Raw genomic sequence first — 25593 nt, 5'->3', positions numbered from 1 at the left:
TTCGCACTCAACCAGGTTTTCGACTTATGATCGAAAACGTGGACCAGTTTAGCACCATCCATGAATCGCTCACCGCGGTGTTCCAGGTTCGCCGCTTCCCCGCCGACAACGCCGCAGGTCACGGCGGCGCAGCGGCCGGGGACCGCCGTCCGCCTCGCCAGCAGCGGGAACTCGCGGTCCTGCTGTGGCAACGCGCACTGGACCCGCAGCGCGGCACCTGGTCGCTCCCCGGCGGCCGGCTGCGCAACGACGAGGATCTGGACACCTCGGCGCGCCGGCAGCTGGCCGAGAAGGTGGACGTACGCGAGGTGGACCACCTCGAGCAACTGTCGGTGTTCAGCGCCCCCGACCGCGTCCCCGGCCCGCGCCGGATCGCCTCGGCCTACTTGGGCCTGGTCCCCCTCACCGCCGACCCCCGCCTGCCGGACGACACCTCCTGGCACCGGGTGGCCGCGCTACCGGAGATGTCGTTCGATCACGGCACCGTGGTCGAACACGCCCGGGCGCGGCTGGCCGCGAAACTCTCCTACACCAATATCTCCTTCGCCCTGGCGCCGGATCGGTTCACCATGTCCACGCTGCGGGAGATCTATTGCGCCGCCCTGGGTTACGACGTCGATACGACCAACCTGCAGCGGGTCCTGACGCGGCGCAAGGTGATCACCCCCACCGGGGACACCGCCGCGCCGGGACGGGCCGGCGGACGCCCCGCCTCGGTCTACCGGTTCAGCGATTCCGGACTGCGCGTGACCGACGAATTCGCCGCCCTCCGGCCGCGCACCTGACGCCGCCCGCGGCCGCCCCGGCACGGCGACCCGGGACCGAGCCGCGGATCGCGCAGCCTGAGCGCGGCCGAGTCCGAGGCCTGCCCGGCTACTGGGTCTGTGGCACCGCGGCGCCGAGAGAGCGGCGACCGCAGGCTCGACCGAGCCGGCAGGCGAGCCGGCCGCGCGGACCGGGGTCCCGCTCGTGTGGGCAGCGGCGGGATCAGGTCCGCAGCTCCGGCCGCGGTACCGGCTGCTTCTCCGGGCGCCGGGCCCCGCGGTCCAGCGGCCAGACGATCACCTCGATCATCCAGAACAGCAGCAGGAACAGCGTCACCACCACTGTCGGGATCACCAGGAACAGAATCGAGAGCACCGCGATCACGATGAACGCCGCCAGGGCCGCCGGGGAGACGCCCTGCAACCGGCTGCCGAACCGCACCGCCGCCCACATCATCCAGCGGCGCGGCAGCGATACCGCGCATTCGCGCAGCGCCCGCCGGAACAGCCCGTCGGCGTCGACCTTGCTCACCGACTCCGAGCGGAGCAGATAGTCGTGCAGGATGGCCGCCCGCGTGTACACGCCGTAGCGCGGTATCAGCCACACCACCGGCCGCGGCACCGAAGCGAAATCGGTCCGGAATCCGGCGGGCACTTCGAAATGTTCGTCCGCACCCGCGTAACCCAGCGGTTCCCGGACCTTCCAGAACGTCCCATCGATCTCCTCGACCACGAGCGCACTGGTGAACCCCACGAAGCAATCTCCCTGTCTTCACATCGGATTCGCTCAGCCTACGACCGTTGGCGACAACCCCGATAACCGGCCGCACGGCCGTCCCGACCACAGGGACACAGGAACACCTCGTACCGGCCGGCCGCGCTGTCGCGACCCATCGGCCGGGTACGCACCGCGCATCCGTCGCATGCCGGCCGGCGCATTCCGGAGTGCTGCCGGTGGATCACACCGTGCCGCACCTTCGTTGGACCCCGCGTGTGTCCACGCGCGACAGCGGTCCGATTGCTCGGCGTGACCGTGGTGGTCTCGACCCCGCGCCCGCGGCTCAGTTCGGCGGGGCAGCGGGCGGCTCGCCGCCGGCCTCTCCGGCGAACCCGGCCCGCGCACCGGCGCGGGCCGGATCGGCGGATGCCGCGGTGCCGGGCGGGCCGGGGCGATACGCCACGCCTTCGAACTCCGGATCGGCGTAGGGCTGGGGCCGGGAGTCGCCGAAAGCACTGGCGAAGCCGGTCCCGAGATCCTCGGCCGGGCTCAGTCCGGCCAGGAGCAGGATCACCAATCCGGCCAGCAGCGGCTGCACCACCAGCGCGAGCTGAGTGCCCAACTCCACGGGCAATGCGACGATCTGACCGACCGGTGGATCCTCGGGTCGCGAATTGTCCCAGGTGACAACGATGTTCCCGAACCACGCCATGACCCAGGCGCCGGCCACCGAGCCCAGCAGCAGCCCGGCGCACTGGAGGGGACCGCGCATCCGGCGCCACCGCCATGCCGCCACCGCCGACAGGAAACCGGTGACCGCCCCGGCGCCGACGAACAACGCCGTCGCGTCGAACCGGTGCAGGCTCTCGCCGACCAGCGCGGCGCCGCGACCCGGCTCGACCACCAGCACCCGTTCGGTCGGCGCCAGCAGCCCCCACAGGGCCCCCACCAGCACGCTCACCACTATTACCGCGAGTAGCAGGACGAAGGCGGCGCGCACTTCACGCCGCGTCCCGGCCCGGTTCCACCCGGCCATCGCTACCGCCTTTCCAGGCGGGCGGAATCGATCCGGCCGTGCCGGGAGCAGGTCGCCCACCATCCGTCCGGGTCGATCTGCACCACCATGCGGCGGCCGCAGTGCGCACAGAACCGTGGCGGTTCCAGCCCTAGTTCCACCGCCCGGGCGATCGGTTCGTCGAGTCCGGGCACGATCGGCCGGCCCGTGAACGGGTTGTAGCGCGCGTCCATATCGCCGACAGTACTCACGACCTCGGTCCTTCCCCGGACGACATCGCCGATCAGAAGGTTTCGTTGAGTGCTTTGATCGGCATCTCGAGTTCACCGAGCAGGTCCAGGTCCTGTTCGGCGGGACGGCCGAGGGTGGTGAGGTAGTTGCCCACGATCACCGCGTTGATACCGCCGAGGATGCCCTGGCGGGCGCCGAGATCGCCGAGGGTGATCTCACGACCGCCGGCGAACCGCAGCAGGGTCCGGGGCAGGGCGAGCCGGAACGCCGCGACGGCACGCAACGCGTCGGCGGCCGGGAGGACCTCGAGGTCGCCGAAGGGCGTGCCCGGCCGCGGGTTGAGGAAGTTCAGCGGGACCTCGTCGGGTTCGAGTGCGGCCAGGTCGGCGGCGAATTCGGCGCGCTGTTCCAGGCTTTCGCCCATCCCGAGGATGCCGCCGCAGCAGACCTCCATCCCGGCCGCACGCACCATCCGCAGCGTGTTCCAGCGTTCTTCCCAGCTGTGCGTGGTGACCACGTTCGGGAAGTAGGAACGCGCGGTTTCCAGGTTGTGGTTGTAGCGGTGCACACCCATCGCGGCCAGCCGGTCCACCTGGTCCTGGGTGAGCATGCCGAGCGAACAGGCGACCTGGATGTCGACCTCGTTACGGATGGCCTCGACACCGGCGGCCACCTGGGCCATCAGCCGCTCGTCGGGTCCGCGCACCGCGGCGACGATGCAGAATTCGGTGGCGCCGGTCTTGGCGGTCTGTTTGGCCGCCTCCACCAGGCTGGGAATATCCAGCCAGGCCGCGCGCACGGGCGATTGGAACAGGCCCGACTGGGAGCAGAAATGGCAATCTTCCGGGCAGCCGCCGGTCTTGAGGCTGATGATGCCCTCGACCTCCACCTCGGGACCGCACCACTTCATCCGTACCTCATGGGCGAGTTCGAGCAGGGACTCGAGACGGTCGTCGCCGAGGCGAAGGACGTCGAGGATCTGCTCCCGGGTCAGCCCGAGTCCGCGCTCCAGGACCTGGTCCCGCGCCAGGGTCAGCACGTCCTCGGCGGTCGCGGCGGTATCAGGTGTCCCGGTGGGTGCCTGTGTCACGGGCGGATCCCTTCGTCCGAAAGGTTTTCCTGGTTCCGGTCGGTACGGAACCCAGAACTTGAACAGCGTTCAGGACAGGGTAGCGCCAAAGATTGAACAGCGTTCAGGCTGGGGTAGCGTCAGCAGGAGTCAGCGATATCGGGAGGTCCGCACCGTGCAGTTACACCGGGACGACGTCGTGGACGGCGCCCTCGCCATCCTCGACCAGTACGGCCTGGCCGACCTCACCATGCGCCGGCTCGCCGGCGCCCTGCGGGTCCAGCCCGGCGCGCTGTACTGGCATTTCCCGAACAAACAGGCACTACTCGGCGCCGTGGCCGACCGGATCCTCGCCCCGATGGAGCATCCGGTGCGCGCCGGCGACTGGTCGGGGACACTCGCCGAACTCGCCCATCGGCTGCGCGACTGCCTGCTCACCTACCGGGACGGCGCGGAACTGGTCTCGGCGACCTACGCCTCCCGCCTGACCACCAGCAAGGGCCGGGAGCGACTCGCCGCCGCGGTCATCCGCGCCGGGATCCCGCGCGCGGAGGCCGAACTCGCCGCGTACACGCTGCTGTACTACGTACTCGGGCACACCGTCGACGAACAGTCCCGGCTGCAGATGGATTCCGCCGGCGCCCTGACCGCGGAGACCGGCGCCCTCGCCGCGTCCGAGGATCCGACGGCCCGCTTCGATTTCGGCCTGCAACTGTTCACCGCCGGTATCCGGCACCGCCTGGGTGCCGAGATCCGCTGACACAGCGGGGCGCGCGACCCTCGACCGAGGGACACTCGGCACAACCTTGAACACCGTTCAAGTATGGTTCCCCCGTGACCCCCGATCCACTGGCCTGGCTCGACGACAACGCCGCCGCGCGCACGACCGCCGGACTACGACGGCGCCTACGCCCGCGCCCGGCCGTCGCGACCGGCCTGGATCTGGCTTCCAACGACTACCTCGGGCTCGCCCGGCACCCCGAGGTGATCGCGGGAGCCGTCGCGGCTGTGCACCGGTGGGGCGCGGGGTCCACCGGTTCACGGCTGGTCACCGGTACGACCACCGACCACGAACTTCTCGAAGCCGAACTGGCGGAGTTCACCGGATTCGCGGCAGGCCTGGTGTTCGCCTCCGGCTACGCCGCCAACCTCGGCGCTGTCACCGCCCTGGCCGGGCGGGGTGCGCTGATCGTCTCCGATTCGGGCTGCCACGCCTCCCTCGTGGACGCCTGCCGTCTGTCCCGCGCCCGGGTGGAGATCGCCCCGCATCGCGATATCGGCGCGGTGCGCCGGCTGCTGGCCACTCGCAGCGAGGAACGCGCCCTGGTACTCACCGATTCGGTGTTCAGTGCCGACGGCGACCTCGCACCGCTGGCCGAACTCCACCGGGTGACCCGCGCACACGGCGCGGTACTGCTGGTCGACGAAGCGCACGGGCTGGGTGTGCGCGGTGCCGGTGGACGCGGACTCGTCCACGAGACCGGCCTGGCCGGCGAACCCGACGTGGTGGTGACCGCGACCCTGTCCAAAGCCCTCGCCGCCCAGGGCGGCGTGGTCCTCGGCGCCGGGCGGGTCCGGGCGCACCTGATCGATACGGCCCGCACCATGATCTTCGACACCGGCCTGGCGCCGGCGGCCGTCGGTGCCGCCCGCGCCGCACTGCGGATCCTGCGCCGGGACCCCGGACTACCCCGGCGCGTGCTGGACCGGGCGGCCGAGATAGCCCGGATCGCCGGTGTCCCCACCCCTGATTCGGCGGTCGTCCCGGTGGTGCTGGGCGCCCCCCGGGTCGCCTACGAGGCGGCGGTGGCCTGTCGCGAACAAGGTCTGGAGGTCGGCTGTTTCCGGCCCCCATCGGTCCCGGAGGGTACCTCCCGGCTGCGGATCACCGCCCGCGCCGACCTGTCGGCCGCCGATCTCGCCACCCTCGGCGCCGTGCTGTCCCCGATTCTCGTCCGGGCCCGCGGCGGAGTGGTGGCGATATGACTCTGCTCTTCGTCACCGGCACCTCGACCGAGGTCGGCAAAACCGTCACCACCGCCGCGCTGGCCGCGGTCGCGGTCGCGGCCGGTCGCGAGGTCGCCGTCTGCAAACCCGCCCAGACCGGTATCGCCCCCGGCGAACCCGGTGATCTCGCCGTTGTCACCGCCCTCGCCGGCGTGACCCGGACCGTCGAACCGGCCCGCTACCCCGAACCGCTGGCCCCCGCCACGGCCGCCCGCCGCTGCGGCGCCCCGCTGCTCACCCTGGCCGAAACCGCCGCCGCCATCGCCGATCTCGGATCCGCCGGCCTGGTGCTGGTGGAAGGCGCGGGCGGGCTGCTGGTCCGCCTCGGCGAATTCACCCTGCTCGATCTCGCCCGGGAACTGGCGGCCCCGGTGCTGGTGGTCGCCGCTCCCGGTCTCGGCACCCTCAATCACAGCGAACTCACCACCTGGGCGCTGCGGCAGGCCGGGGTGGAATGCGCGGGCCTGGTAGTGGGTTCGTGGCCCGAACATCCCGACCTCGCGACCCGGACCAACCGCGCGGACCTGCCGCGGGTCACCGGCGCCGAACTCGTCGGTGCCATACCGGCGGGAGCGGGTTCTTGGAGTCCGGCGCGTTTCCGGGCGGCGGCCCCGGGCTGGTTCGACCGGTCCTGGGCCGAGCGGTATCTCGGACCGGCCGGTGCCGGGCCGCACACCCGCCCACCGATCGCCGCCTCGGCTCCCTAGAGTTCGGATATGGCCACCACACGCACGCACCGGGAGACCACGGCACCACGCGCCACCTACTCGGCCCCGGCCGGCGGCGGAACGGTACGCACCCGGATGACGCCGCAAGGATTGCCTGTCGGGGTGGCGGCGAACGACGAACGCGGCCGGGGTATTCGACCGGGCGAACTCGGCGCGATCGAGGAGGGCCGGGATCAGGCGTACCCGGCCGGGCCGCCGCTCCCCTGTCGGTAGTCGTACGAGGAAGGCACCGTATGCGCTCGCACCGGACCGGCGAACCCGATCCCGCCGACGCCGCGACCGCGCCGCTGTGGCGGGCGGTACAGGCCTTCCGGCTGGTCACCCTGCTGTACGCGGTGGGTCAGCAGGTCGCCTCCGTGGGGTACTACGAGAACCAGCGGTTGAGCTGGGTTCTCATCGCGCTCATGGTGCTCTGGTCGGGAGTTTCGGCACTATTGCTCGCCCAGTGGCACACCCCCGATACCGCACGCACCCGCACGCTGGTGGTGGTCGGCGACCATCTCGTGGTCCTCGGCCTGATCGCGGCGACACCGCTGGTCGCCGACTACGACTGGTACCACGGACATCAGCCCCTGCCCACCACCATGTGGTCGGCGAACGCGGTGATCTCGGCCGCCATTCTGCGCGGCCCCGTCGCGGGAGTCGTCTCGGGCCTGGTCGTCGCGGCCACCATCATCACCATGCGACAGCAATGGGGCCAGGACGTCTGGGCCGATGCCACCGCCCCGGTGCTGGTGTCGGTGGGCCTGGCGCTGGGACTGGCCGCGAATACGGCGCGGCGCGCCCAGGAGCAGCTCCAGCGGGCGGTGCGGCTCACCGCGGCCGCCGAGGAACGGGAACGGCTGGCGCGGCAGGTGCACGACGGTGTCCTGCAGATCCTCTCCTACATCACCCGGCGCGGCACCGCGATCGGCGGCCCGGCCACCGAGCTGGCCCAGCTCGCCGGGGAACAGGAGATCGCGCTGCGGCGGCTCATCTCCGAACAGGGCGCCGCGTCCGGCGGCGACGCGACGACCGTCGACCTGCGCCCCCTGCTCACCGCGCACGCCACGCCGGACGTGGTGGTCTCGACCCCGGGCGATCCGGTGCGGCTCGGCCGCTGGACCGCCGACGAGATCGCCGCCGCCGTCGCGGCCGCCCTCGCCAATGTGGAGTCGCACGCGGGCCCCGCGGCCCGGGCGTTCGTGCTGTTGGAGGACACCGGCACGGAGCTGATCGTGAGTGTGCGCGACGACGGGGTCGGTATCGCTCCCGGCCGGCTCACCGAGGCCGAGAACGAGGGCCGGATGGGCGTGTCGCGATCGATCACCGGCCGGATCGCGGCGCTGGGCGGCACCGCCGAACTGCTCACCGCGGCCACCGTCGGCGAGGGCACCGAATGGGAGTTCCGTATTCCCCGCGGCTGAACCTGTCCCGCGTGTTCGGCTCCCCGGCGAGCCCCGTGGCTCTGGCAGGATGGGGACGGCGCGAACGCGGAAGGAGCGGCGGCGTGAGCGGACAGGCGGCGGAGACGATTTCGGTGATGGTGGTCGACGACCACCCGATCTGGCGCGAGGGCGTGTCCCGCGATCTCACCGAGGCCGGTTTCCGGGTGGCCGCCACCGCCGAGGACGCCGCGGCCGCCACCCGCCGGGCCGCCGCGACCCGGCCCCAGGTGGTGCTGATGGATATGCAACTGCCCGACGGCAACGGGGCGCTGGCCACCGCCGAGGTGCTGCGGGTGTCCCCGGAGAGCCGGGTCCTGGTGCTCTCGGCGTCGGGCGAACGCGACGATGTGCTGGACGCGGTGAAGGCCGGGGCCTCCGGCTATCTGGTGAAGAGCGCGTCGGCGGCGGAACTGGTCGCCGCGGTCCGCGCGACAGCCGCCGGGCAGGCGGTGTTCACCCCCGGGCTGGCCGGCCTGGTGCTCGGTGAGTACCGCCGGATGGCCACCGCCCCGGCCGATCCCGGCGCCCCGCACCGGCCCGCGCTGACCGACCGGGAGACCGAAGTGCTGCGGCTGGTCGCCAAGGGCCTGTCCGCGAAACAGATCGCGACCCGGTTGGAGCTGAGCCATCGCACGGTCGAGAACCATGTGCAGGCCACCCTGCGCAAACTACAGCTCGCCAACCGGGTCGAGCTCACCCGCTACGTGATCGAGCAGGGTCTCGACGAGTGATGCCGCGGTAGCTTCGCGTGATTCGGGTAGATCCCGGCGCCGGCCCGAGTAGTCCTACTCATCCGCGCGGCCCGGAGGCCGCCGACCATCGAGGTATGACGACTTCGATCGATCCGGCGCTGGTCGCCCGCCTGTCCGGCGAATTCACCTCGATCGCCGGTGGTTTCACCACACTCGGTGGTCAGCTGAACACCCTCGGCCGCGATCTGGAGGCGCTGCACCGGCAGGTACGTGCGGCGACACCGCAGCAGTCGGAGCCCGGTACCGCCGGTGTGTCCGCGCCGACGGCCGAACAGGGACCGGACACCGCGAAACCCACCGCGCCGAAACCCGCCGCGCCGCAGTCGCCTTCGCCTGCCGCCACACCGGACGCGGCGGGGACGCCCGGTGCGCAGGCCGGCGGAGCCGCGCCGGCACCGGTCGGCGGCCCGGTGCCCGCGCCTCCCGGCCCCGCCCCCTGGGGTGTCCCCGCGGCCACCGCACCGCAGCCGCCCTGGCCGGTCCCACCGCCGCACCCGCACAGTAGATATGCCGGCGCGTACCCGATCCACCGGAACCGGCCACCGGTGCCACCACCGGTACCTCCCGGCCGCGGTGCGGCCGGACCGGCCGCGCCGCGTACGCCGTGGTGGCAGCGCGAAGGCGTGATCAGCCGGCTACTCGCGGTGGCGGGGGTGGCGGTGACCCTCATCGGTGTCGTGATGCTGCTGGTGCTGGCCGCCCAGGCCGGTATCTTCGGTCCGGTCCCCCGTGTCGTCGCCGGGGCGGCGTTCTCGGCGGCCCTGGTCGGGGCCGGCGTGCGGGTGTACCGGCGCACCGGCGGCCGGGTCGGCGGGGTCGCGCTGGCCGCCACCGGTTTCGCCGGCGCCTACCTGGACGTGATCGCGACGACGACGATCTACGACTGGCTGCACCCGGTACCGGGCTTCGCCGTCGCACTCGGTGTCGCCGCGGCCGGGGTGGGCCTGGCGGTGCAGTGGCGTTCCCAGGCCCTGGCGGTTCTCGTCGTCGCGGGCGCCGCGGTGCTGGCCCCGTTCGTCAGCACCGAGCTGTCGTTGCTCGCCTTCCTGATCGTGCTGCAACTGGCCTGTGTACCGGTGCAGTACCGGTACGACTGGCCGTTCCTGCATCTGGTACGCACGGTTCCGGCCGTACTCGCCACCCAGATCGCCGTCGTCGCCGTGGCGATCGGCACCGACGACCCCGGCCGGAAGGTGCTGGTACTCGTGGCCGCTGTCGCGGTCGCCGCGGTGGGCCTGGCGGGCACCGTCGTCGTGGTGCGGCACCGCGCCGGCGATATCGTGGCCACCCTGACCTGTGCGCTGGCCACCACCCCGTTGCTCGCCGCGTCCGCCCTGTTCGATCGGCCCGCCGCCACGGCGATCTCGTCGGGCTACGCCGTCGTCCTGCTGTCGCTCGCCGCGACCGCGCTGCTGCCGAAGGTGCGCGAAATCGCCCGCGTACCCGGTCATACCGCCACCGTCGCGGCCGTCGCCGGTTCGTTCGCCCTGCTGGAAACCCTCTGGGGTGTGACCACCGAGGCGATGCTTGCCCTGGGCCTGTTCCTCGTCGCCGCCTGCTACCTGGGGATCGCGGGCCGCACCCGCAACCGGGTCGCGACGGCGCTCGGCGCCGGGTACGCCGCCCTCGGCGGGCTCGCCTTCCTGGTGGTCGCCGGTCCGGGCACCCTGTCCACCGAATGGATCGCCGTGCGTGAACTCTCGGCCGGGACCGCGGCCTCGGCGATCGCCGGGCTCGCGGTGGTCGCGGTGGCACTGTGGGGTTCGGGCCGGTTCACCGTATCGCGGCATCCCGGCGCATCCACCGACTCCCGCACCACCCTGCGGTGGGTCGGCGGCAGCGTCGCGGCCCTCTACCTGGTGACCGCCACGACCGTCTCGCTCGGAGTGATCTCCGGTAACGCCGACGGATTCGTCGTCGGCCACAGTATCGCCACCATTGTCTGGATGGCCGGTGCGCTGGCCGCCCTGCTGTACGGGCTGCGCCGGCTGAGCGGCGGGACGCCGACGGCCGCCAAGGTCGCACTCGGCTCCGGGCTGCTGGTCACGGCCGCCGCGTTGGCGAAATTGTTCCTGTTCGATCTGGCCACCCTCGACGGGCTCGTCCGGGTGACCGCGTTCCTGGTGGTCGGGGTGCTGTTGCTCATCGCCGGCACCCGCTACGCCCGGGCATTCGCCGAGAGCGGTGCCCGCCGAGACGATTCCGGGTCCGCCGCACCGCACTGATCCCCGGCCCGGGATGCTCCCGCGACCCGGCCCCGGTGGCACCCGGCCACCGGGGCCGGTTCAGGAATCCGCGCGTGCCGCCGCGACCATGGCGGCGGTGACGGTCGCGATATCGGCGCCGTCGCTGATATAGGGCGGCATCGCGTAGATCAGGTTGCGGAACGGCCTGATCCAGGCGCCCGCGGCGACGGCGGCCGCGGTGGCCGCCCGCATATCCACCGGCCGATCCAGCTCGATCACTCCGATACCGCCCAGCACCCGCACCTCGGTCACCCCCGGCAGCTCCCGCGCCGGAGCCAGACCCGCGCGCAGGCCGGCGCCGAGCCGGGCCACCTCCGCCTGCCAGTCGCGCGCGAGCAGCAGTTCCACCGATGCGACCGCGACGGCACAGGCCAGCGGATTACCCATGAACGTCGGGCCGTGCATGAGTCCCCCGTGCGCGGCGCTGACGGACTCGGCGATCTCGCTCGTGCACAGCGCGGCGGCGAGGGTCAGATATCCGCCGGTGAGTGCTTTGCCCACACACATGACATCCGGTGCGACCCGCGCCTGCTCGGCGGCGAAGAAGGTGCCGGTCCGCCCGAACCCGGTGGCGATCTCGTCGAACACCAGCAGGACCCCGTGCTCGTCACACAGCCGGCGCAGGTCGGCCAGGTAGCGGGGATCGTGCCAGCGCATCCCGCCCGCCCCCTGGACCACCGGTTCCACCACGATCGCGGCCAGCTCGGACGCGTGCCGGGCGACGGCGTGTTCCAGCTCCCGCACGTAATCGTCGCGGTAGTCCCGGGGTGGCGCGGAGACGAAGAGCTGTTCGGCCAGGACATCGGTCCACAGCGCGTGCATCCCGCCTTCCGGATCGCACACGCTCATGGGGGTGAAGGTGTCGCCGTGATATCCGCCGCGCCAGGTCAGCAGCCGGCGCTTTTCCGGACGCCCCACCGACCGCCAGTACTGCAGGCACATCTTCACCGCGACCTCCACCGCGACCGAACCGGAATCGCAGAGGAATACCCGGTCCAGGCCGGTGGGGGTATGCCGCACCAGCAGTTCGCACAATCGGGCCGCCGGTTCGTGGGTGAGCCCGCCGAACATCACATGGCTCATCCGGCGCGACTGCGCCACCAGCGCTTCGTCGAGGACCGGGTGCCGGTAGCCGTGGACTGCGGCCCACCACGAACTCATCCCGTCCACCAGTTCGCGGCCGTCTGCCAGCGTCAGCCGGGTACCCGCGGCCCCGGTGACGACCAGCGGTTCGGTGCTGGGCGGAAAGCCGCCGTAGGGGTGCCACACATAGCGCGCGTCGAGGTCGGAGATCTGCGCGGCGGTGAGTTCTGCGGGGGCGGCGAGCACGGCGATCCTCCACTCGTAGCGCGACCGCGGCCGGCCGCACGAAATCTTGAACGCCGTTCAAGTTACCAACCCGGACAGACCGGGCCGCACAGCAGGGACACACCCCGGCGCGCAGCAACCCGATGCCGCCGGAGGCACGGCCCCACCCACGGACCACTCGATGCGGCCGCCGTGCAGTCGGTCCAACAGCACCTGCGCCGCGGGCCACTCTGCACCCGAACGCATCCGCCCGCACCCCGATGGTCAGCCGGCCCCGTCCGGCACCGCCGCCACCCGGCCCAGCAATCGCCGCAACTCCGCCATCCCGGCCTCCCCCACATCCGCCCGTACCCGATCCTCGATCCGCGCGATGCGCTTCCCGGCCAGTTCGAGCGCCGCGAGTCCGGCCTCGGTACATACCACCTGCCGGGCCCGCCGGTCCCGCGGATCGACCTGCCGGCGCACCAGCCCGGCTCGCTCCAGCTGCCCCAGCAGTTCGCCCATCGACTGCTGGGTCATCCCGGCAGCCTCCGCCAATTCCCCCACCCGCGAGCCCGCCGGATCCAGATACCGGAACACCGCGTAGTGCGCGGGACGCAATTCCGCGGCCAGCCGCCCACGCAGTTCGTCGTTCAGTTCCGCCTCGACGGCCCGGGTGGCCAGCGTGAGCAGTTTCAGCAGCGACGGGGTCGTTGACATATTAAGAAGGTAACCTTTCTAATAGAGCCATGCCAGATCGGGTCTACTCCTTCCGCAACGGTCACCGCATCACCGTGGTCGACGAGGGCACCGACGCGCACGGCCCCTATCTGCGGCTGCGCCACGAACTGCCCACCCCCGGCCGGCAGGCGGGCCCGCACTGGCACCCGGTGATCGGCGAGAGCTGGACGGTACGGCGCGGCGCGCTCGGGTTCCGCGTCGACGGCCGCGCGATCACGGCCGGCCCCGGCGATACGGTGCGCGCGGCGGCCCGCACCGTCCACGAATTCCATAGCGCCACACCCGATACGGTGCTCGACCACGAGATCCGCCCACCGCTGCGGCATCTGGAGATGTTCGCGCTGTGGAGCGCCCTTGACCGGGCGGGGGCGACCACTCGCTCGGGCGTACCCCGCAATCCGCTGGCACTCGCCCTGCTGTGGGAACTACAGGACGGCTACCTCGCCGGAATCCCGGCCTGGCTGCAGCGCGCGACTCTGGGAAGCCTCGCCGCAATCGCCCGGCGAACCGGTTACGCCCGCCGCTGGACGGGCCCGGCCGACCGGACCTGAGCAATCGGCCAGTGACCCCCGGCATCCGCGCGCCGAAATGGCGCTAATGTCATGTCCATGGACGCGTCCGACTCGCTGATCGAGGAAGTGATACCGCCGGTGGTCTATCCGCGTGGCACCCGGCCATCGGGCGACGCCGAGCATCCACGCTGATTCCGGCCAGCCCCCGCATCCCCGCGCCGGCTCCGGCGCCTTTCCACCCGCCGCGCTCCACAGGACCCCGACCGAGAACTGTATGCCCGCAGACCCGCCGAGCTTCCGCCGCAACCCGCGCGCCACTCCGGTCCGCAGCACCTACCGGCTTCAGCTGCGCCCGGACGGACTCACCTTCACCCAGGCCGCCGCCATCGCGGAATACCTTCAGCAACTGGGTGTCTCACATATCTACCTGTCCCCGGTGATGACGGCCGCGCGCGGCTCCACCCACGGCTACGATGTCACCGACCCCACCACCGTCTCCGCCGCGCTGGGCGGCCCGCTCGGACTCAAGGCACTCGCCGACGAGGTGCACAACCGCGGGATGGGCCTGATCATGGACCTGGTGCCCAACCATGTGGGGGTCGCCGATCCGCAGCAGAACCTGTGGTGGTGGCATGTGCTGCAATACGGTCGCAAATCGCAGTTCGCCTCGTTCTTCGATATCGACTGGAGTCCGGGCAACGGGGTGGGCGGCCGGCTGGCGCTACCGGTCCTGCGCGGCGCGAACGATCCGGCCGCCCTCACCGTCGACCGGTCGGGCCCCGAACCGCTGCTCGCGCTGCACGAACTCCGTTTCCCCATCGCACCCGGCACCGACGGCGACAACGCACTGCGGATCCACGACAAACAGCACTACCGGCTGGTGAGCTGGAAATCCGGAATCTGCGGGTATCGCCGGTTCCTCTCGATCAGCGGGCTGGCGGCGCTGCGCCAGGAGGATCCGGCGGTGTTCGAGGCCACCCATCGCGAACTCGCGGCCTGGTGCGAACACGATCTGATCGACGGTGTCCGGGTCGATCATCTCGACGGCCTCGCCAACCCGGCCGGATACCTCCAGCGCCTACGGCAGCTGATCGGGCCCACCCGACTGCTGCTGGTGGAGAAGACCCTCGCCAACCGGGAACCCCTCGACCCCACCCTGCCGATCGACGGGACCACCGGCTACGACGGCATCGCCGATTTCGGCGGGGTACTGCTCGAACCGGCCGGGGAACAGATCCTCACCGAGTTGTCCCGCCACATCACCGGGCACGGCAGCGATCGGGTGTGGGTCGGCGAGAAGGAACACCGCATCAAGCGCGCGGTCGCGGAGAGCATCCTGGCGCCCGAGACGCGCCGCCTGGTCGCCGCGATCAAAGCCGACGCGGGCGCCGACGATTTCGACACCATGGCGCTCACCAATGCCACCATCGAGGTGCTGTCCTTCCTGCCCGTCGCCCGGGCCGACTACACCCCGCTGTACGGGATGATCAGCGCGGTGATCGCCGAGGTGGAGAAACGCAACGCGGAACTACGGGCGCCGCTGGCGGTCCTGGTGAGCGCGCTGATCGCCGGCGGTACCGCGTTCACCCGGTTCCATCAGGTGAGCACCGCGATCGGCGCGAAAGCCGTGGAGGACATTCTCTTCTACCGCGCGGTTCGGCTGGTGGCACTACAGGAGATCGGCGGCAACCCGGCGCGTTTCGGCCGCAGCGTCAACGAATTCCATCTCGCCAACGCCTCGCGCGCCCGCCGCTGGCCCACGTCGATGACCACCCTGTCCACCCACGACACCAAACGCGGCGAAGATGTGCGGGCCCGCATCGGGGTGCTCTCCCAGGTCCCCCGCATGTGGGCCCGTGCGGTCACCCTGTGGCTCGAGAAGCTCCCCCCGCCCGACGGCGCCACCGCACTGCTCCTGCTGCAGAACATGTTCGGCATGTGGCCGGCCGACGGGCGTCCGGCACCCTCGGTACCGGGTCTGCGCGACCGGGTACACCGGTTCGCCGAGAAGGCGATGCGCGAGTCCGGGGAGCACACCTCCTGGGAGGAACCCGATACCGAGTTCGAGAACGCGGTGCACGCCTGGCTCGACCAGGTGATCGACGGGCCGGTCGGCCGCCAGCTCACCGATCTCGCCCACGATCTGGCCCCGCACGCCTGGTCGGATTCACTGGCACAGAAACTACTGCAGCTGTGCGCGCCGGGGATCCCCGACATCTACCAGGGGTGCGAGGTCTGGGAGGACTCGCTGGTCGACCCCGACAATCGCCGCCCGGTCGATTTCGGGTCCCGGGGCGCAATGCTGCACACCCTCACCACGACGCCGCCGCTGGACATCACGGGCGCCGCCAAGATGTGGCTGGTCGCCTACGCGCTGTGGTTGCGGCGGGAACGCCCGGAATGTTTCGTCGGCGGTACCTACACCCCGGTGTTCGGGCACGGTGAGCACGCCGACAAACTCGTCGCCTACGCCCGGGGCCGGGTCGGCGCCGACCCGGAGATCATCGTGGCCGTCACCCGGCACAGTGTCGCGATCGGGGAGACCGGCTGGGGCGATACCCATCTCGAACTCTCGGGCGGGTCCTGGACCGACCGTCTCACCGGGCATACGTTCCAGAACCGCGCCCGCACGGAAAAACTGTTCGCCCGCCTTCCGGTCGCGCTGCTGGTCCGCTGAGCGCGCCGCCGTCAGGATCCGGTCGACGCGGCGGCGATCCGCGGGAACGGCGCCTGCGCTTCCAGCAGGAAACCCAGTTCCAGCAGCGTGCGTTCGCCACCGTAGGGACCGCTGAGCATGACCCCGACCGGCAGCCCGGCCGCGGTGAGACCGGCCGGAACGGCGAGGGACGGCGACCCGGTGACATTGTTGATCGGTGTATAGCCGACGAAATTCGTCACCCGCTCGATCGATTCGGCGAACGGCACTCCCGGATTCAGGTATCCGATCTCGGGCGTGGTGTGGGTGAGCACCGGCGAGAGGACGGCATCGTAGCGGGTGAGCACCGCGTCGTAGTCGGCGCGGGCCCGGTTCAGCCGGTACAGCGCACCCGGGGTGGCGAACAGCCGCCGGCGGAAGGCGGCGGCCAGCCCCTTGGTGAAGGTCTCCAGCCGGGCGGCGTCGAAGGAGCGGCCGTGACTCAGCTTCCCGGTGACGCCCGACATCTGTGCGAGGAATCCCCAGTACTGCAGGAAATCGGCGACGAGCTCCGCCGAGACCGGCGAGGGTATCGGCTCGATAGTGTGTCCCGCGCTCTCCAGGATCCCGGCGGTCGCGGTCACGGCGGCCAGGGTCTCGGCGTCGGGTTCCAGACCGTTGCACGCCGTGGTCAGCAGACCGATCCGCAGTTTCCGCGTGGCGGGTCCCTCGACGGTGCCGATGGGCGGAAGTTTCGGATTGCGCCAATAGGCTTCGGCGGCCGCGTGGTAGGCCGCCTGATCACGGACCGACCGGGACAGCACACCCTCGGAGACGAGTTTGATCGGCAACTGCCGCGCCTGGGCGTTGTCCAGGTGCCGGAACCGGCTGGGTTTCAGCGAGACCAGACCCGCGCAGGCCGCCGGGATGCGCAGCGATCCGCCCCCGTCGTTACCGTGCGCCACCGGCACCACACCTGCCGCCACCAGGGCGGCCGATCCCCCCGAGGAACCGCCGACGGTGTATCCGGTGTCCCACGGGTTGCGGGTCGGGTCGCCGTGCTCGAACTCGGTGGTGGAGGTGAAACCGAATTCGGGCATGGTGGTCTTGCCCAGGACTGTCACCCCGGTGCTCAGTAGTTGTGCGGTGAACCGGCCGTGCTTACCGGCGGGATGCGCCGTGATCGCCGCGCTGCCGTAACAACTCGGGACCCCGGCCACGTCGGCGTTGTCCTTCACGAAGGCCGGCACCCCGTACCACACGCCGTCTCCGGCCGTGGCCGGTCGCGGCTCCGGGCATCGGTAGGCGATCGCGTTCAACCGCGGATTCACCGCTTCGGCCCGGGCCGAAGCCGCGCGGGCCAGTTCCTCCGGACTCGTCGCACCGGCGCGGACCAGTGCGGCGAGCGCCACCGCATCGTGTTCGCCCAGCGCGTCGTCGGTGAAGGCATGTACTCGATCGGTCATGAATCGGCTCGCGTGTACCTCGGGGATCCGGATATCCGACCCGGAGCCAAGTGGACGTGTGTTCAACTCGGCCCAGACTAGTACGGAGCGGAACCGGGCGGGGCTCGATGCGCCCGGCGTGGCGTAGGGAAGCGGCGGCTAACGGCGCGCCGAGCGCCACCACCCGGCGGACCACAGCAGCACGCCCACGGCCGCCCCCAGCAGCACCCCGGTCTGTACCGACCCCAGGACGACCGCTGCCACCAGGAACACCAGCAGTCCCAAGACCAGCGCCTCCAGCTTGTACACCGGCCAGCGCGACCCCGCGATATCCACGGCCGCCGGACCGCGCACGGCGGCGCGCGGGGCGGTGAGCGGGGATGCGGTCATACGTTCAGGCTACCCGTGGAGGTGGTGTTCGGTCCATCGAACTTTTGTCTTCCCGCCCACATACTCCGCCGTCCGGCGCGAAACCCCGCGCGGCCGCCGGCCCGGGGGGCCCGGCGACCGCGCGAGCCCTGTCCGGCCAGGTCGAACCGCCCCGGGAACAAGCGGCCCCGTCCGGGACGTTTCCCGGGATATGCCATTGACCGGAGAATACGCACCGTCCACATCCGACTGGGCCCGCGAGCAGGCCGAGAAGATCGAGAACTCCGGCGGTACCGAGGGCACCACCATGCAGGGCATGCCGGTGGTGGTGCTGACGACCGTCGGCAACAAGAGCGGCAAACTGCGCAAGACCGCGCTCATGCGGGTCGAACACGACGGCGAATACGCGATCGTCGCCTCGCTGGGCGGCGCGCCGAAGCATCCCGTCTGGTACCACAATGTGGTCGCCGAACCCCATGTCGAACTGCAGGACGGCACCGTCACCAAGGACTACACCGCCCGCGAGGTGTTCGGCGAGGAGAAGGCGCTCTGGTGGGCGCGGGCCGTCGCCGCGTACCCGCCCTACGCCGACTATCAGCTCGAGACCGATCGCCAGATCCCGGTCTTCGTACTCACCCCGCGCTGACGACACCGGTCCGGGCGTGCTTCCGGCAGTCCGGGACCACGCTGCCCAGATGAACGAAAGTGCAGGACACGGCCACCCGCCGCGCGCTACGGCCGCGGTGGGTGGCAGCATGGAGCGGGTGTCCGATGTGCTCACTCACCTGCCAGAAGCCCGTCCCGCGTTGACCGCGGACGAGATCGACGCCGCAGCCAAACGCATCGCCGACATTATCGAGCCCACTCCCCTGCAACTATGCCCGCGCCTGTCGCAGCTCACCGGTACCCAGGTGTACCTCAAACGCGAGGATCTCACCGTCGTGCGCTCCTACAAGCTGCGCGGCGCATACAACCTGGTGGTCCAGCTCAGCGACACCGAGCGCGCGGCGGGTGTGGTCGCGGCGAGCGCCGGAAACCACGCCCAGGGCGTGGCGTTCGCCTGCCGGGCCATGGGTATCACCGGCCGCATCTACGTCCCCACCACCACGCCCAAACAGAAGCGCGACCGGATCCGGGTCCACGGCGGCGAATTCGTCGAACTGATCGCCGTCGGCGAAACCTTCGACGCCGCGGCCGCCGCGGCCGCCGACGATGTCCGGCGCACCGGCGCCACCATGGTGCCGCCGTTCGACGACACCCGGACCGCCGCCGGTCAGGGCACCATCGCCGCCGAAATCCTCGATCAGCTCGGGACCACACCGGATCTGGTGGTGGTCCCCGTGGGGGGCGGCGGGTGCCTCGCCGGTATCGGCACCTATCTGCGGGAACGAGCCCCGGAGACGGCGATCCTCGCGGTCGAGCCCGCCGGTGCCGCCTCGATGACCGCGGCACTGGTCGCGGGCGGGCCGGTCACCCTGCCCGAGGTCGACCCGTTCGTCGACGGCGCCGCGGTCCGCCGGATCGGCCGGGTGCCCTACGACGCGGTGGCCGGTTTCGGCGGGCGGGTGGTCTCGCACGGCTCCCTGCCCCTGCTCATCTCGACCGAGCCCCCCGCCGGCGGCGCCGGCTCCTTCCGGTTGCTGCGGGTGGACGAGGGAGCCGTCTGCACCGCCATGCTGGACCTGTACCAGAGCGAGGGGATCATCGCCGAGCCCGCGGGCGCGCTGGCGATCACCGGGCTGCTGGAATCACCCCCGGAACCCGGGTCCACCGTGGTCTGTGTGGTCTCGGGCGGGAACAACGATGTATCCCGGTACGGCGAGGTCATCGAACGTTCCCTGGTTCACCAGGGGCTCAAGCACTATTTCCTGGTGGATTTCCCGCAGGAACCGGGCGCGCTGCGCCGGTTCCTCGACGAAGTACTGGGTCCCGACGACGACATCACCCTGTTCGAATACGTCAAACGCAACAACCGGGAAACCGGAGCCGCGCTGGTCGGTGTCGAACTGGGCGAACGCACCGGCCTGCAACCGCTGCTGGACCGGATCGCCCATTCCCCGATCCAGTGTGAGCGGCTCGAACCGGGTTCCCCGGCCTACCGCTATCTGACCTGAGTGATCAGGCCGCGGCCTCCCGGGGTGCGCCGCGGCCGATCCGGGCGGCCGAGCGGGCTCCGGACATGACCAGGGGCAGCAGCCAGGCGAACGCGGACTGGTCCACGGCCAGCGTTTCCATCGCCAGCCGGTTGTGCACGAAACCGAGCGAGATACCGCTGTCCGGATCCGCCCAGCCGAATGAGCCGCCCAGGCCGATATGGCCGAACCCGCGCGGTGCGCCGAGGGTGGGCATGGCGTGGTACCCGAGATGCCACAGCGGTCCCATATAGAGGAACAACCCGGTATCGGGCCGGAACCGTTCGATCCGGCGGATGGCCTGCACGGTGGCGCCGGACAGGTACCGCCGACCCCCGGCGAGCCCGTTGCAGGCCAGCGGTTCGTACACCGCGGCCAGGCCGTTGGCACTGCACACACCGTTGGCGGCCGGCATCTCGCTGTCCAGCACCGGCGGGTTCGGGCCGGACAGGATGGCCTCGGCGCCGGGGATGAACAGGGAGCGGCTGCTGACGCCGAGCGCGCCGGGAATGCTCTGCAGCAGGGTGACCAGCCGGGAACCGCGCGGTGTACCGGCGAAGGAGAAGCCCGCGCCGAAGCTCTCGGCCGCCACGGTGACCGATCCCGTGGGCGGTCGGCCCAGGTGCACACCGTCGGTGCCCAGCGGGATCGCGACCTCGCGCTGGAACAGTTCCTTCATGCTGACGCCGGTGACCTCCCGGGCCAGTCCGGCGAGCAGCCAGCCGAAGGTCATCGCGTGATAGGCCGGAACACCGAGCAGCCGGTCCGGGGTGGCGGCGGCCAGCCGTTCGGCCATGAGTTCGTGGTCGAGCAGTTCGGCACCCTGCGCCGCCAGCGCGCCGACACCGGACAGACCGGCCGAATGGGTGAGGACCTGCCGGACGGTGATCTTGTCCTTGTTGTTACAACCGAACGCGGGCCAGTATTCACAGACCGGGGCGTCGTAGTCGATGAGACCGCGATCGGCGAGCCGATGCACAACCGTGGCCGAGATGCCCTTGGTCGCCGAGAAGACCACCGCACCGGTATCGCGACTCCAGGGCCGGTCGGGCGCGGACTCCCCCGTCCAGATATCGAGAACCGGTTCCCCGTGCCGGTACACCGCCAGCGCCGCACCTACGCCCCTCCGGCCACCGTAGACCCGGGTGAATGCGGACGTCAGCCGCCGGAAATCTGCTCCGGCGTTGCCGGAATAAGCGACGCTGCTCATCCTTACACAGTAAGGTCATCCGAGGTTTCCGGCAATGTCCATCCGGGACGGTATACGGCCGGGTATGCTGCCGGACCCGCCGAGATCGGCCACCGGAAGCGCCCCACGCCCGGTGTCGCGCGGATATCCGAATGTAATCGTCCGGGACAGCTACTGCCCGGAAAATTGGATGTGGACACTTCCCCGGACCCCGGCGTCAATTCCATCCACAACAGGAAACAGATCGGTAAAGAATTCATGGTCGCGCTCCGGCGTGGAATAAGCGCCACATCCGGCCACCCGCGCTCTGCTCTCACGCCGGGCCGGACCGGTGGCGGATACGCTTTCGCACGGAATCCCTCGATCGACAGCATATTTCGAAATCTGCGCGCCGACCAACGGCAATCGCGCCCGAAAGGAATCGCGGTTACCGGCGATACCGGCCCGGGGAAATATCGACGACACTGGATAAACGGTGGAAAGTCGACTTTCTCGGGCCGAATATCTTCCGTCGATATAGTGGGCCCCATGACCTCCTTGGCACCGCCGGTCGTGCGGGACCAGGTGCGCGGTGACGCGCTCCCGGTCGCCGACGCGGCCATCTACGCAGGCTGGTTTTCCTGCCTGGCCGACCCGACCCGGGTCCGGTTACTGCACCAGGTCGCCACGAGCCCCGCCGGCATCCACATCGGCGAAATCGCCGAAGCACTCGGTATCGGACAGCCGACCGTCTCCCACCATGTCCGCAAGCTCACCGACGCCGGGTTCGTGACAGTACACAAAGAGGGCACTGCCACCCTCGTCACCGTCGATCCACACCGCTGCACCGAACTGCCGCATACCGCCGACGCGGTGATGGGCCTGCTCACCCCCCGGCCATCCTGCCCGGACGAACCGCCGGGCGATATCACCGTCCGGGCGCTGACCGAGGCGGACTGGGAACCCGTGCGCGCCATCCACGCCGCCCGGGGGACGGCCTATCCCGCTGTCGGCGCCGCCGACGCACCCGACCGGGAGACCCTGGACCGCCAGTGGCTGCCCGGGCATCGCTGGGTCGCCGAAGCCGACGGCCGGATCGCCGGGTGGGCGGCCCTCACCCCGGTCTCGGGCCACGAGTTCTATCGGGACGTCGCCGACAGTTGCGTCATGGTCGCCGACGAACTCGCGGGTCGCGGTGTCGGCACCGCCCTGCTCCGCCGCCAGGTCACGGCCGCCGAGGACGCGGGCCTGCGGGCCCTGCAGACCACCGCGTTCCCGGAGGACCGGGCCGGTATCTCGCTGTATCACGCGGCGGGCTTCCGCACCGTCGGTATCCGGGAGCGCAGCGGCCGCTCCGAAGGCCGCTGGCGCGACGCGGTACTGCTGGAGCGGCGCAGTCCGCTGAACTGAGCATCCGGCCGGGCGTAGCGGCGATCCGCACCGTTACGGCCCGGTCCGGACCGGTCGCAGGATCACCTTCGGCCACAGGGTCGACAGACCGCACAGCACACACAGCACCGCCACGCCGGCGCTCGCCCCATCGGCGGCCGACAGCCCCCGCAGGCCCGCCTCGCCGTATCGCGCGAGCGGGTACACCCCGACCATGAGCATCGCGACGGTCCCCCGCAGCGAGACCAGCGAGGTGGGCAGCCAGCGGAACGGGCGCACCACCTCATCCGGCGCCGCCCCGGAGAACAGGCGCTCCACCCGCCCCAGACCACACTGTCGACCACCAAGACCGCGAGATCGAGCAGGAGTGCGCCGATCGCGAACGACAACACCCCGGGCGGGGCGGCGGGTTCCGGCCCGGGCAGCGGCAACAGACCGGCCGCCGCCGGATAGCAGGCGAGGACGACACCGGTCGCGGCCGCCGCCGACCACATCACCGACCACTTCCGGCGGGTGGCGGCCAGCGCGACCGTGGCGGCGCGTTCCGCCGGAGAGCACGCGTCGTACCATCCGGGCGCACCGGCGGAAATCTTCATAACAGCTGCCCCGCACCCGTCGGTCCTGCCCAACACTGCCGCGTGTGGTCCGGTTACACCGGCCGTCCGCCTGTCCGCCGACTCCAACCGTCCGCGCCGGTCGGGACACCGGTTCGGCACCGGTCGTCCCCGACGCGGCCGGGACGACCGCCCGCCCGGTCACCCGGCCGGTGGACCGCGCGCGATCATTACCACTGTGGAGCAACGACAGGCGGCGCACAGCACCGAAGAGGTGGTCGGACTGGTCGCGCAGACATTCCTCCGGGACCGCGACCAATTCGTCGACGAGTTGTCGCAGATGATGCGCGCGCAGGTGCCGGCGCTGGATCAGGACCCCCGGCTGCGTGAACTGATGGAGGACGGGACGACCGACAACTTGATGGAAGTCCTGCAGTTCCTGCAGAACGAGGCCGCCGAAGACGATGTCCGGGCGCCGGAGCGGGCCCTGGTGTACGCCCGGATCCTCGCCCAGCGCGATGTGCCGGCGTCGGCGTTGATCCGGGCGTACCGGATCGGTCAGGCCGGCTTCCTGGACACCGGTATGCGCTACGCGATCGAATTCGGCGGCGGCGGCCCGGTGACCACCTCGGCGATCGTCCATATCGTCAACCGCACCTCGGTGTACATCGATCGGGTGTGCGAGCAGGTCGGTGTCGCCTACGAACGGGAACGTGATCGCTGGGTCGGTAACCGGGGCAGGCTACGGCAGCAGTGGGTGACCCGGCTGCTCAACGGGACCACCACCGATACCGAGGCCGCGGAGCAGGTACTGCACTATCCGCTCCGCCGCGGGCATCTCGCGATCGACGCCTGGACCGACCCGCATATCGACCCCGCCACCGCCGGGGAGGTTTTCGACCACCTCCGCACGGCACTGACCACCGTGTTCGACCGGGCGCACGGGAACCTGCTGGTACCGGTGGACGAACACGAGGCCCGGATGTGGTTCGCCCTCCCGCACGAGACACCCGTCGACAGTGCCGCGATCGAACAGTTGCTCTCCGACCGGGCCCTGCCGGTGCGGGCGGCCTTCGGCGGTTACGGCAGCGGGATCGCCGGATTCCGGCGCACCGCGGGTCAGGCCGACCGGGTACGCCGGCTCGCGCTGCTGGGCGGGGAGCACGGCGCCCGCGTCCTGTCCCATCCCGAGGTGTCGGCGGTCGCGCTGCTGGCAGGCGATATCGATACGTTGCGCGAATTCGTCGCCGACGAACTCGGCGAACTGGCGGTGGACAACGAACGCAATCTCTGGCTGCGGGAGACATTGCGCGTATTCCTCGCCGTGAACCGCAGTTACGCGGCGGCCGCCACCCGACTGGCCGTCCATCGCAATACGGTCCAGTACCGCGTCCGGCAGGCGCTGAACCTCATCGGCGTGAGCACCGACGCACCCGGCGCGGACCTGTACCCGCGGCTGGCCCTGCAGGCCACCCACCTGCTCGGCGCCGCGGTACTGCGATCGGAGCCGGGACAGAACTGAGCCACGGGCACCGATTCCGGCCGACGCAATGCTCCGCGCACGACGGACGATTCGCCGAGTGCGCCGCCGGCATGTGCTGAGCGCACAAATGCCGGCCGAGCTTTCATGCGGCCGGAATATGGTCCGCCCCACCGCCTCGCCGTAAGGTTCAGTTATCCCCGGAAACCGGCGTCCACCTGAGTAATCGGCTGGCCGGCAACCGGTTGGCCGCGGCCACCACGGGTGGTCTCGCGGACCCCATCCCATCCGTCGTGCCGGCGTCGTCGCGCTGCGCGCTGCCCTTTCCCAGGAGTCTCCGTGCCCTCGATCCAAACCGTCCGCGGTGCCGTGGACACCGCCGATCCCCACGGATCTGGCCTATCTGACCGCACTCGCGGACGCCGGATCGTCCTGGGCATGGATCGATTCGGGATCAATCTCGAGACCACCTTCGAGGCGCGCGCCGATACCCTCATCGAGATGGTGCGCCGCGGCTACGCCGAGCGCATGGTGCTCTCGCAGGACGCCGGCTGCTATATCGACGGGATGGAACCGGCCACCCGCGCGGCGGTCCTGCCGCAGTGGCACTACACCCACCTGTTCGACGACGTCTTCCCCTATGTGCTCGATCGCGGGATCGAGGAACGGCAGCTGCAGACGATGCTCGTCGAGGTACCCCGCCGGTTCTTCGCGGCCGGGTGAACCGGTGGCCGCGGTGCCGCGGTCACACCCGACCCGGGTGCCCGGACCGGGTCGGGCCGGACGCTAGGGTTGTCGATCATGCCTGGTCTGCCCGTTCCGCGCGCCCGTGCGCTGCTCGCCGTTCTGCTGGTCGCCGTCGCCCTGCTGGCGACCGCGTGCGGCAGCGGCGGCGGTGACGGCGCGCACAGGTCTCGGGCGGCG

Annotated in this window: 25 protein-coding genes; 15 read left to right on the top strand and 10 right to left on the bottom strand. The window is 70.9% G+C overall.

All coding sequences use genetic code 11. The annotated features are described in order from the left end of the window. Positions 1–26 precede the first annotated feature (26 nt). Positions 27–785, top strand: a complete 759-nt coding sequence (locus tag ACLML9_RS01765) for an NUDIX hydrolase (RefSeq protein WP_411943793.1) — start codon at positions 27–29, stop codon at positions 783–785. Positions 786–987: 202 nt separating this feature from the next. Here the strand turns inward: ACLML9_RS01765 and ACLML9_RS01760 are convergent, their stop codons facing one another. The 4 genes from ACLML9_RS01760 to bioB form a co-directional block, all read right to left on the bottom strand. After that, positions 988–1518, bottom strand: coding sequence for a DUF1353 domain-containing protein (locus tag ACLML9_RS01760; RefSeq protein ID WP_411943792.1), 531 nt, complete (start codon positions 1516–1518; stop codon positions 988–990). A gap of 307 nt (positions 1519–1825) precedes the next feature. Further along, a complete protein-coding gene (locus tag ACLML9_RS01755) occupies positions 1826–2518 on the bottom strand; it encodes a DUF2567 domain-containing protein (protein ID WP_411943791.1) in 693 nt (230 codons plus the stop codon). A gap of 2 nt (positions 2519–2520) precedes the next feature. Next, positions 2521–2730, bottom strand: a complete 210-nt coding sequence (locus ACLML9_RS01750) for a hypothetical protein (RefSeq protein ID WP_265808188.1) — start codon at positions 2728–2730, stop codon at positions 2521–2523. A 50-nt stretch (positions 2731–2780) separates the two neighbouring features. Continuing rightward, positions 2781–3818, bottom strand: a complete 1038-nt coding sequence (gene bioB, locus ACLML9_RS01745; protein WP_411943790.1) for a biotin synthase BioB — start codon at positions 3816–3818, stop codon at positions 2781–2783. 154 nt (positions 3819–3972) lie between these two features. Here bioB and ACLML9_RS01740 point away from each other — a divergent pair, with 154 nt between their 5' ends. From ACLML9_RS01740 to ACLML9_RS01710, 7 genes are all read left to right on the top strand, one after another. Continuing rightward, positions 3973–4557, top strand: a complete 585-nt coding sequence (locus tag ACLML9_RS01740; RefSeq protein WP_411943789.1) for a TetR/AcrR family transcriptional regulator C-terminal domain-containing protein — start codon at positions 3973–3975, stop codon at positions 4555–4557. Between the two features lie 74 nt (positions 4558–4631). Next, a complete protein-coding gene (locus ACLML9_RS01735; RefSeq protein ID WP_411943788.1) occupies positions 4632–5783 on the top strand; it encodes an 8-amino-7-oxononanoate synthase in 1152 nt (383 codons plus the stop codon). Further along, positions 5780–6511: a dethiobiotin synthase gene (gene bioD, locus ACLML9_RS01730; protein WP_411943787.1), complete on the top strand. Its 732-nt coding sequence runs from the start codon at positions 5780–5782 to the stop codon at positions 6509–6511. The genes ACLML9_RS01735 and bioD overlap by 4 nt, the downstream gene beginning before the upstream one ends. Positions 6512–6520: 9 nt before the next feature. Continuing rightward, positions 6521–6745, top strand: a complete 225-nt coding sequence (locus ACLML9_RS01725; RefSeq protein ID WP_411943786.1) for a hypothetical protein — start codon at positions 6521–6523, stop codon at positions 6743–6745. Positions 6746–6765: 20 nt separating this feature from the next. Continuing rightward, entirely contained in the window at positions 6766–7938 is a 1173-nt protein-coding gene (macS, locus tag ACLML9_RS01720; RefSeq protein ID WP_411943785.1) for a MacS family sensor histidine kinase, read from the top strand. Positions 7939–8054: 116 nt separating this feature from the next. Continuing rightward, complete coding sequence (locus ACLML9_RS01715) at positions 8055–8690, top strand: response regulator (RefSeq protein WP_411943832.1); 636 nt, start codon at positions 8055–8057, stop codon at positions 8688–8690. A 95-nt stretch (positions 8691–8785) separates the two neighbouring features. Beyond that, positions 8786–10936: a DUF2339 domain-containing protein gene (locus ACLML9_RS01710; protein ID WP_411943784.1), complete on the top strand. Its 2151-nt coding sequence runs from the start codon at positions 8786–8788 to the stop codon at positions 10934–10936. Between the two features lie 60 nt (positions 10937–10996). Here ACLML9_RS01710 and ACLML9_RS01705 read toward each other — a convergent pair whose 3' ends face one another. Next, the gene (locus tag ACLML9_RS01705) at positions 10997–12286 is read right to left on the bottom strand and encodes an adenosylmethionine--8-amino-7-oxononanoate transaminase (RefSeq protein WP_411943783.1); all 1290 of its coding nucleotides are present in this window, start codon (positions 12284–12286) and stop codon (positions 10997–10999) included. A 243-nt stretch (positions 12287–12529) separates the two neighbouring features. After that, the gene (locus tag ACLML9_RS01700; protein WP_411943782.1) at positions 12530–12964 is read right to left on the bottom strand and encodes a MarR family winged helix-turn-helix transcriptional regulator; all 435 of its coding nucleotides are present in this window, start codon (positions 12962–12964) and stop codon (positions 12530–12532) included. Positions 12965–12993: 29 nt separating this feature from the next. Between ACLML9_RS01700 and ACLML9_RS01695 the strand changes: the two genes are divergently transcribed. Together ACLML9_RS01695 and treY are read left to right on the top strand one after the other, a co-directional pair. Then, complete coding sequence (locus ACLML9_RS01695; RefSeq protein ID WP_411943781.1) at positions 12994–13536, top strand: cupin domain-containing protein; 543 nt, start codon at positions 12994–12996, stop codon at positions 13534–13536. Between the two features lie 235 nt (positions 13537–13771). Continuing rightward, entirely contained in the window at positions 13772–16174 is a 2403-nt protein-coding gene (gene treY / locus ACLML9_RS01690) for a malto-oligosyltrehalose synthase (protein ID WP_411943780.1), read from the top strand. 11 nt (positions 16175–16185) lie between these two features. Here the strand turns inward: treY and ACLML9_RS01685 are convergent, their stop codons facing one another. Continuing rightward, positions 16186–17598 (bottom strand): amidase, encoded by a 1413-nt coding sequence (locus tag ACLML9_RS01685; protein WP_411943779.1) that lies wholly within the window; start codon positions 17596–17598, stop codon positions 16186–16188. Positions 17599–17736: 138 nt separating this feature from the next. Beyond that, positions 17737–17967 carry a hypothetical protein gene (locus tag ACLML9_RS01680; RefSeq protein WP_411943778.1) on the bottom strand — a complete coding sequence of 77 codons (231 nt, stop codon included), beginning with the start codon at positions 17965–17967 and terminating at the stop codon, positions 17737–17739. A gap of 190 nt (positions 17968–18157) precedes the next feature. Here ACLML9_RS01680 and ACLML9_RS01675 point away from each other — a divergent pair, with 190 nt between their 5' ends. Together ACLML9_RS01675 and ilvA are read left to right on the top strand one after the other, a co-directional pair. Beyond that, positions 18158–18592: a nitroreductase family deazaflavin-dependent oxidoreductase gene (locus ACLML9_RS01675; RefSeq protein WP_411943777.1), complete on the top strand. Its 435-nt coding sequence runs from the start codon at positions 18158–18160 to the stop codon at positions 18590–18592. 109 nt (positions 18593–18701) lie between these two features. After that, positions 18702–20060: a threonine ammonia-lyase IlvA gene (gene ilvA / locus ACLML9_RS01670; RefSeq protein WP_411943831.1), complete on the top strand. Its 1359-nt coding sequence runs from the start codon at positions 18702–18704 to the stop codon at positions 20058–20060. Between the two features lie 4 nt (positions 20061–20064). Here the strand turns inward: ilvA and ACLML9_RS01665 are convergent, their stop codons facing one another. Next, on the bottom strand, positions 20065–21288 hold the full coding sequence (locus ACLML9_RS01665; protein ID WP_411943776.1) for a serine hydrolase domain-containing protein: 1224 nt from the start codon (positions 21286–21288) through the stop codon (positions 20065–20067). Positions 21289–21795: 507 nt separating this feature from the next. Here ACLML9_RS01665 and ACLML9_RS01660 point away from each other — a divergent pair. Next, positions 21796–22656 carry a helix-turn-helix domain-containing GNAT family N-acetyltransferase gene (locus tag ACLML9_RS01660; RefSeq protein ID WP_411943775.1) on the top strand — a complete coding sequence of 287 codons (861 nt, stop codon included), beginning with the start codon at positions 21796–21798 and terminating at the stop codon, positions 22654–22656. A 33-nt stretch (positions 22657–22689) separates the two neighbouring features. On the opposite strand, the gene ACLML9_RS01655 is transcribed toward ACLML9_RS01660, so the two are convergent. Next, a complete protein-coding gene (locus ACLML9_RS01655) occupies positions 22690–22953 on the bottom strand; it encodes a hypothetical protein (protein WP_411943774.1) in 264 nt (87 codons plus the stop codon). Between the two features lie 474 nt (positions 22954–23427). Between ACLML9_RS01655 and ACLML9_RS01650 the strand changes: the two genes are divergently transcribed. Next, on the top strand, positions 23428–24711 hold the full coding sequence (locus ACLML9_RS01650; RefSeq protein WP_411943773.1) for a PucR family transcriptional regulator: 1284 nt from the start codon (positions 23428–23430) through the stop codon (positions 24709–24711). Positions 24712–25107: 396 nt separating this feature from the next. Continuing rightward, positions 25108–25392, top strand: coding sequence for a hypothetical protein (locus ACLML9_RS01645; protein WP_411943772.1), 285 nt, complete (start codon positions 25108–25110; stop codon positions 25390–25392). Positions 25393–25593 lie beyond the last annotated feature (201 nt).

Source organism: Nocardia sp. NPDC002869 (assembly GCF_046764065.1).
Classification (GTDB): Bacteria; Actinomycetota; Actinomycetes; order Mycobacteriales; family Mycobacteriaceae; genus Nocardia; species Nocardia rhamnosiphila.
Note: the sequence above shows the minus strand (reverse complement) of the source record. Positions and strands in the feature narration are given on the sequence as shown.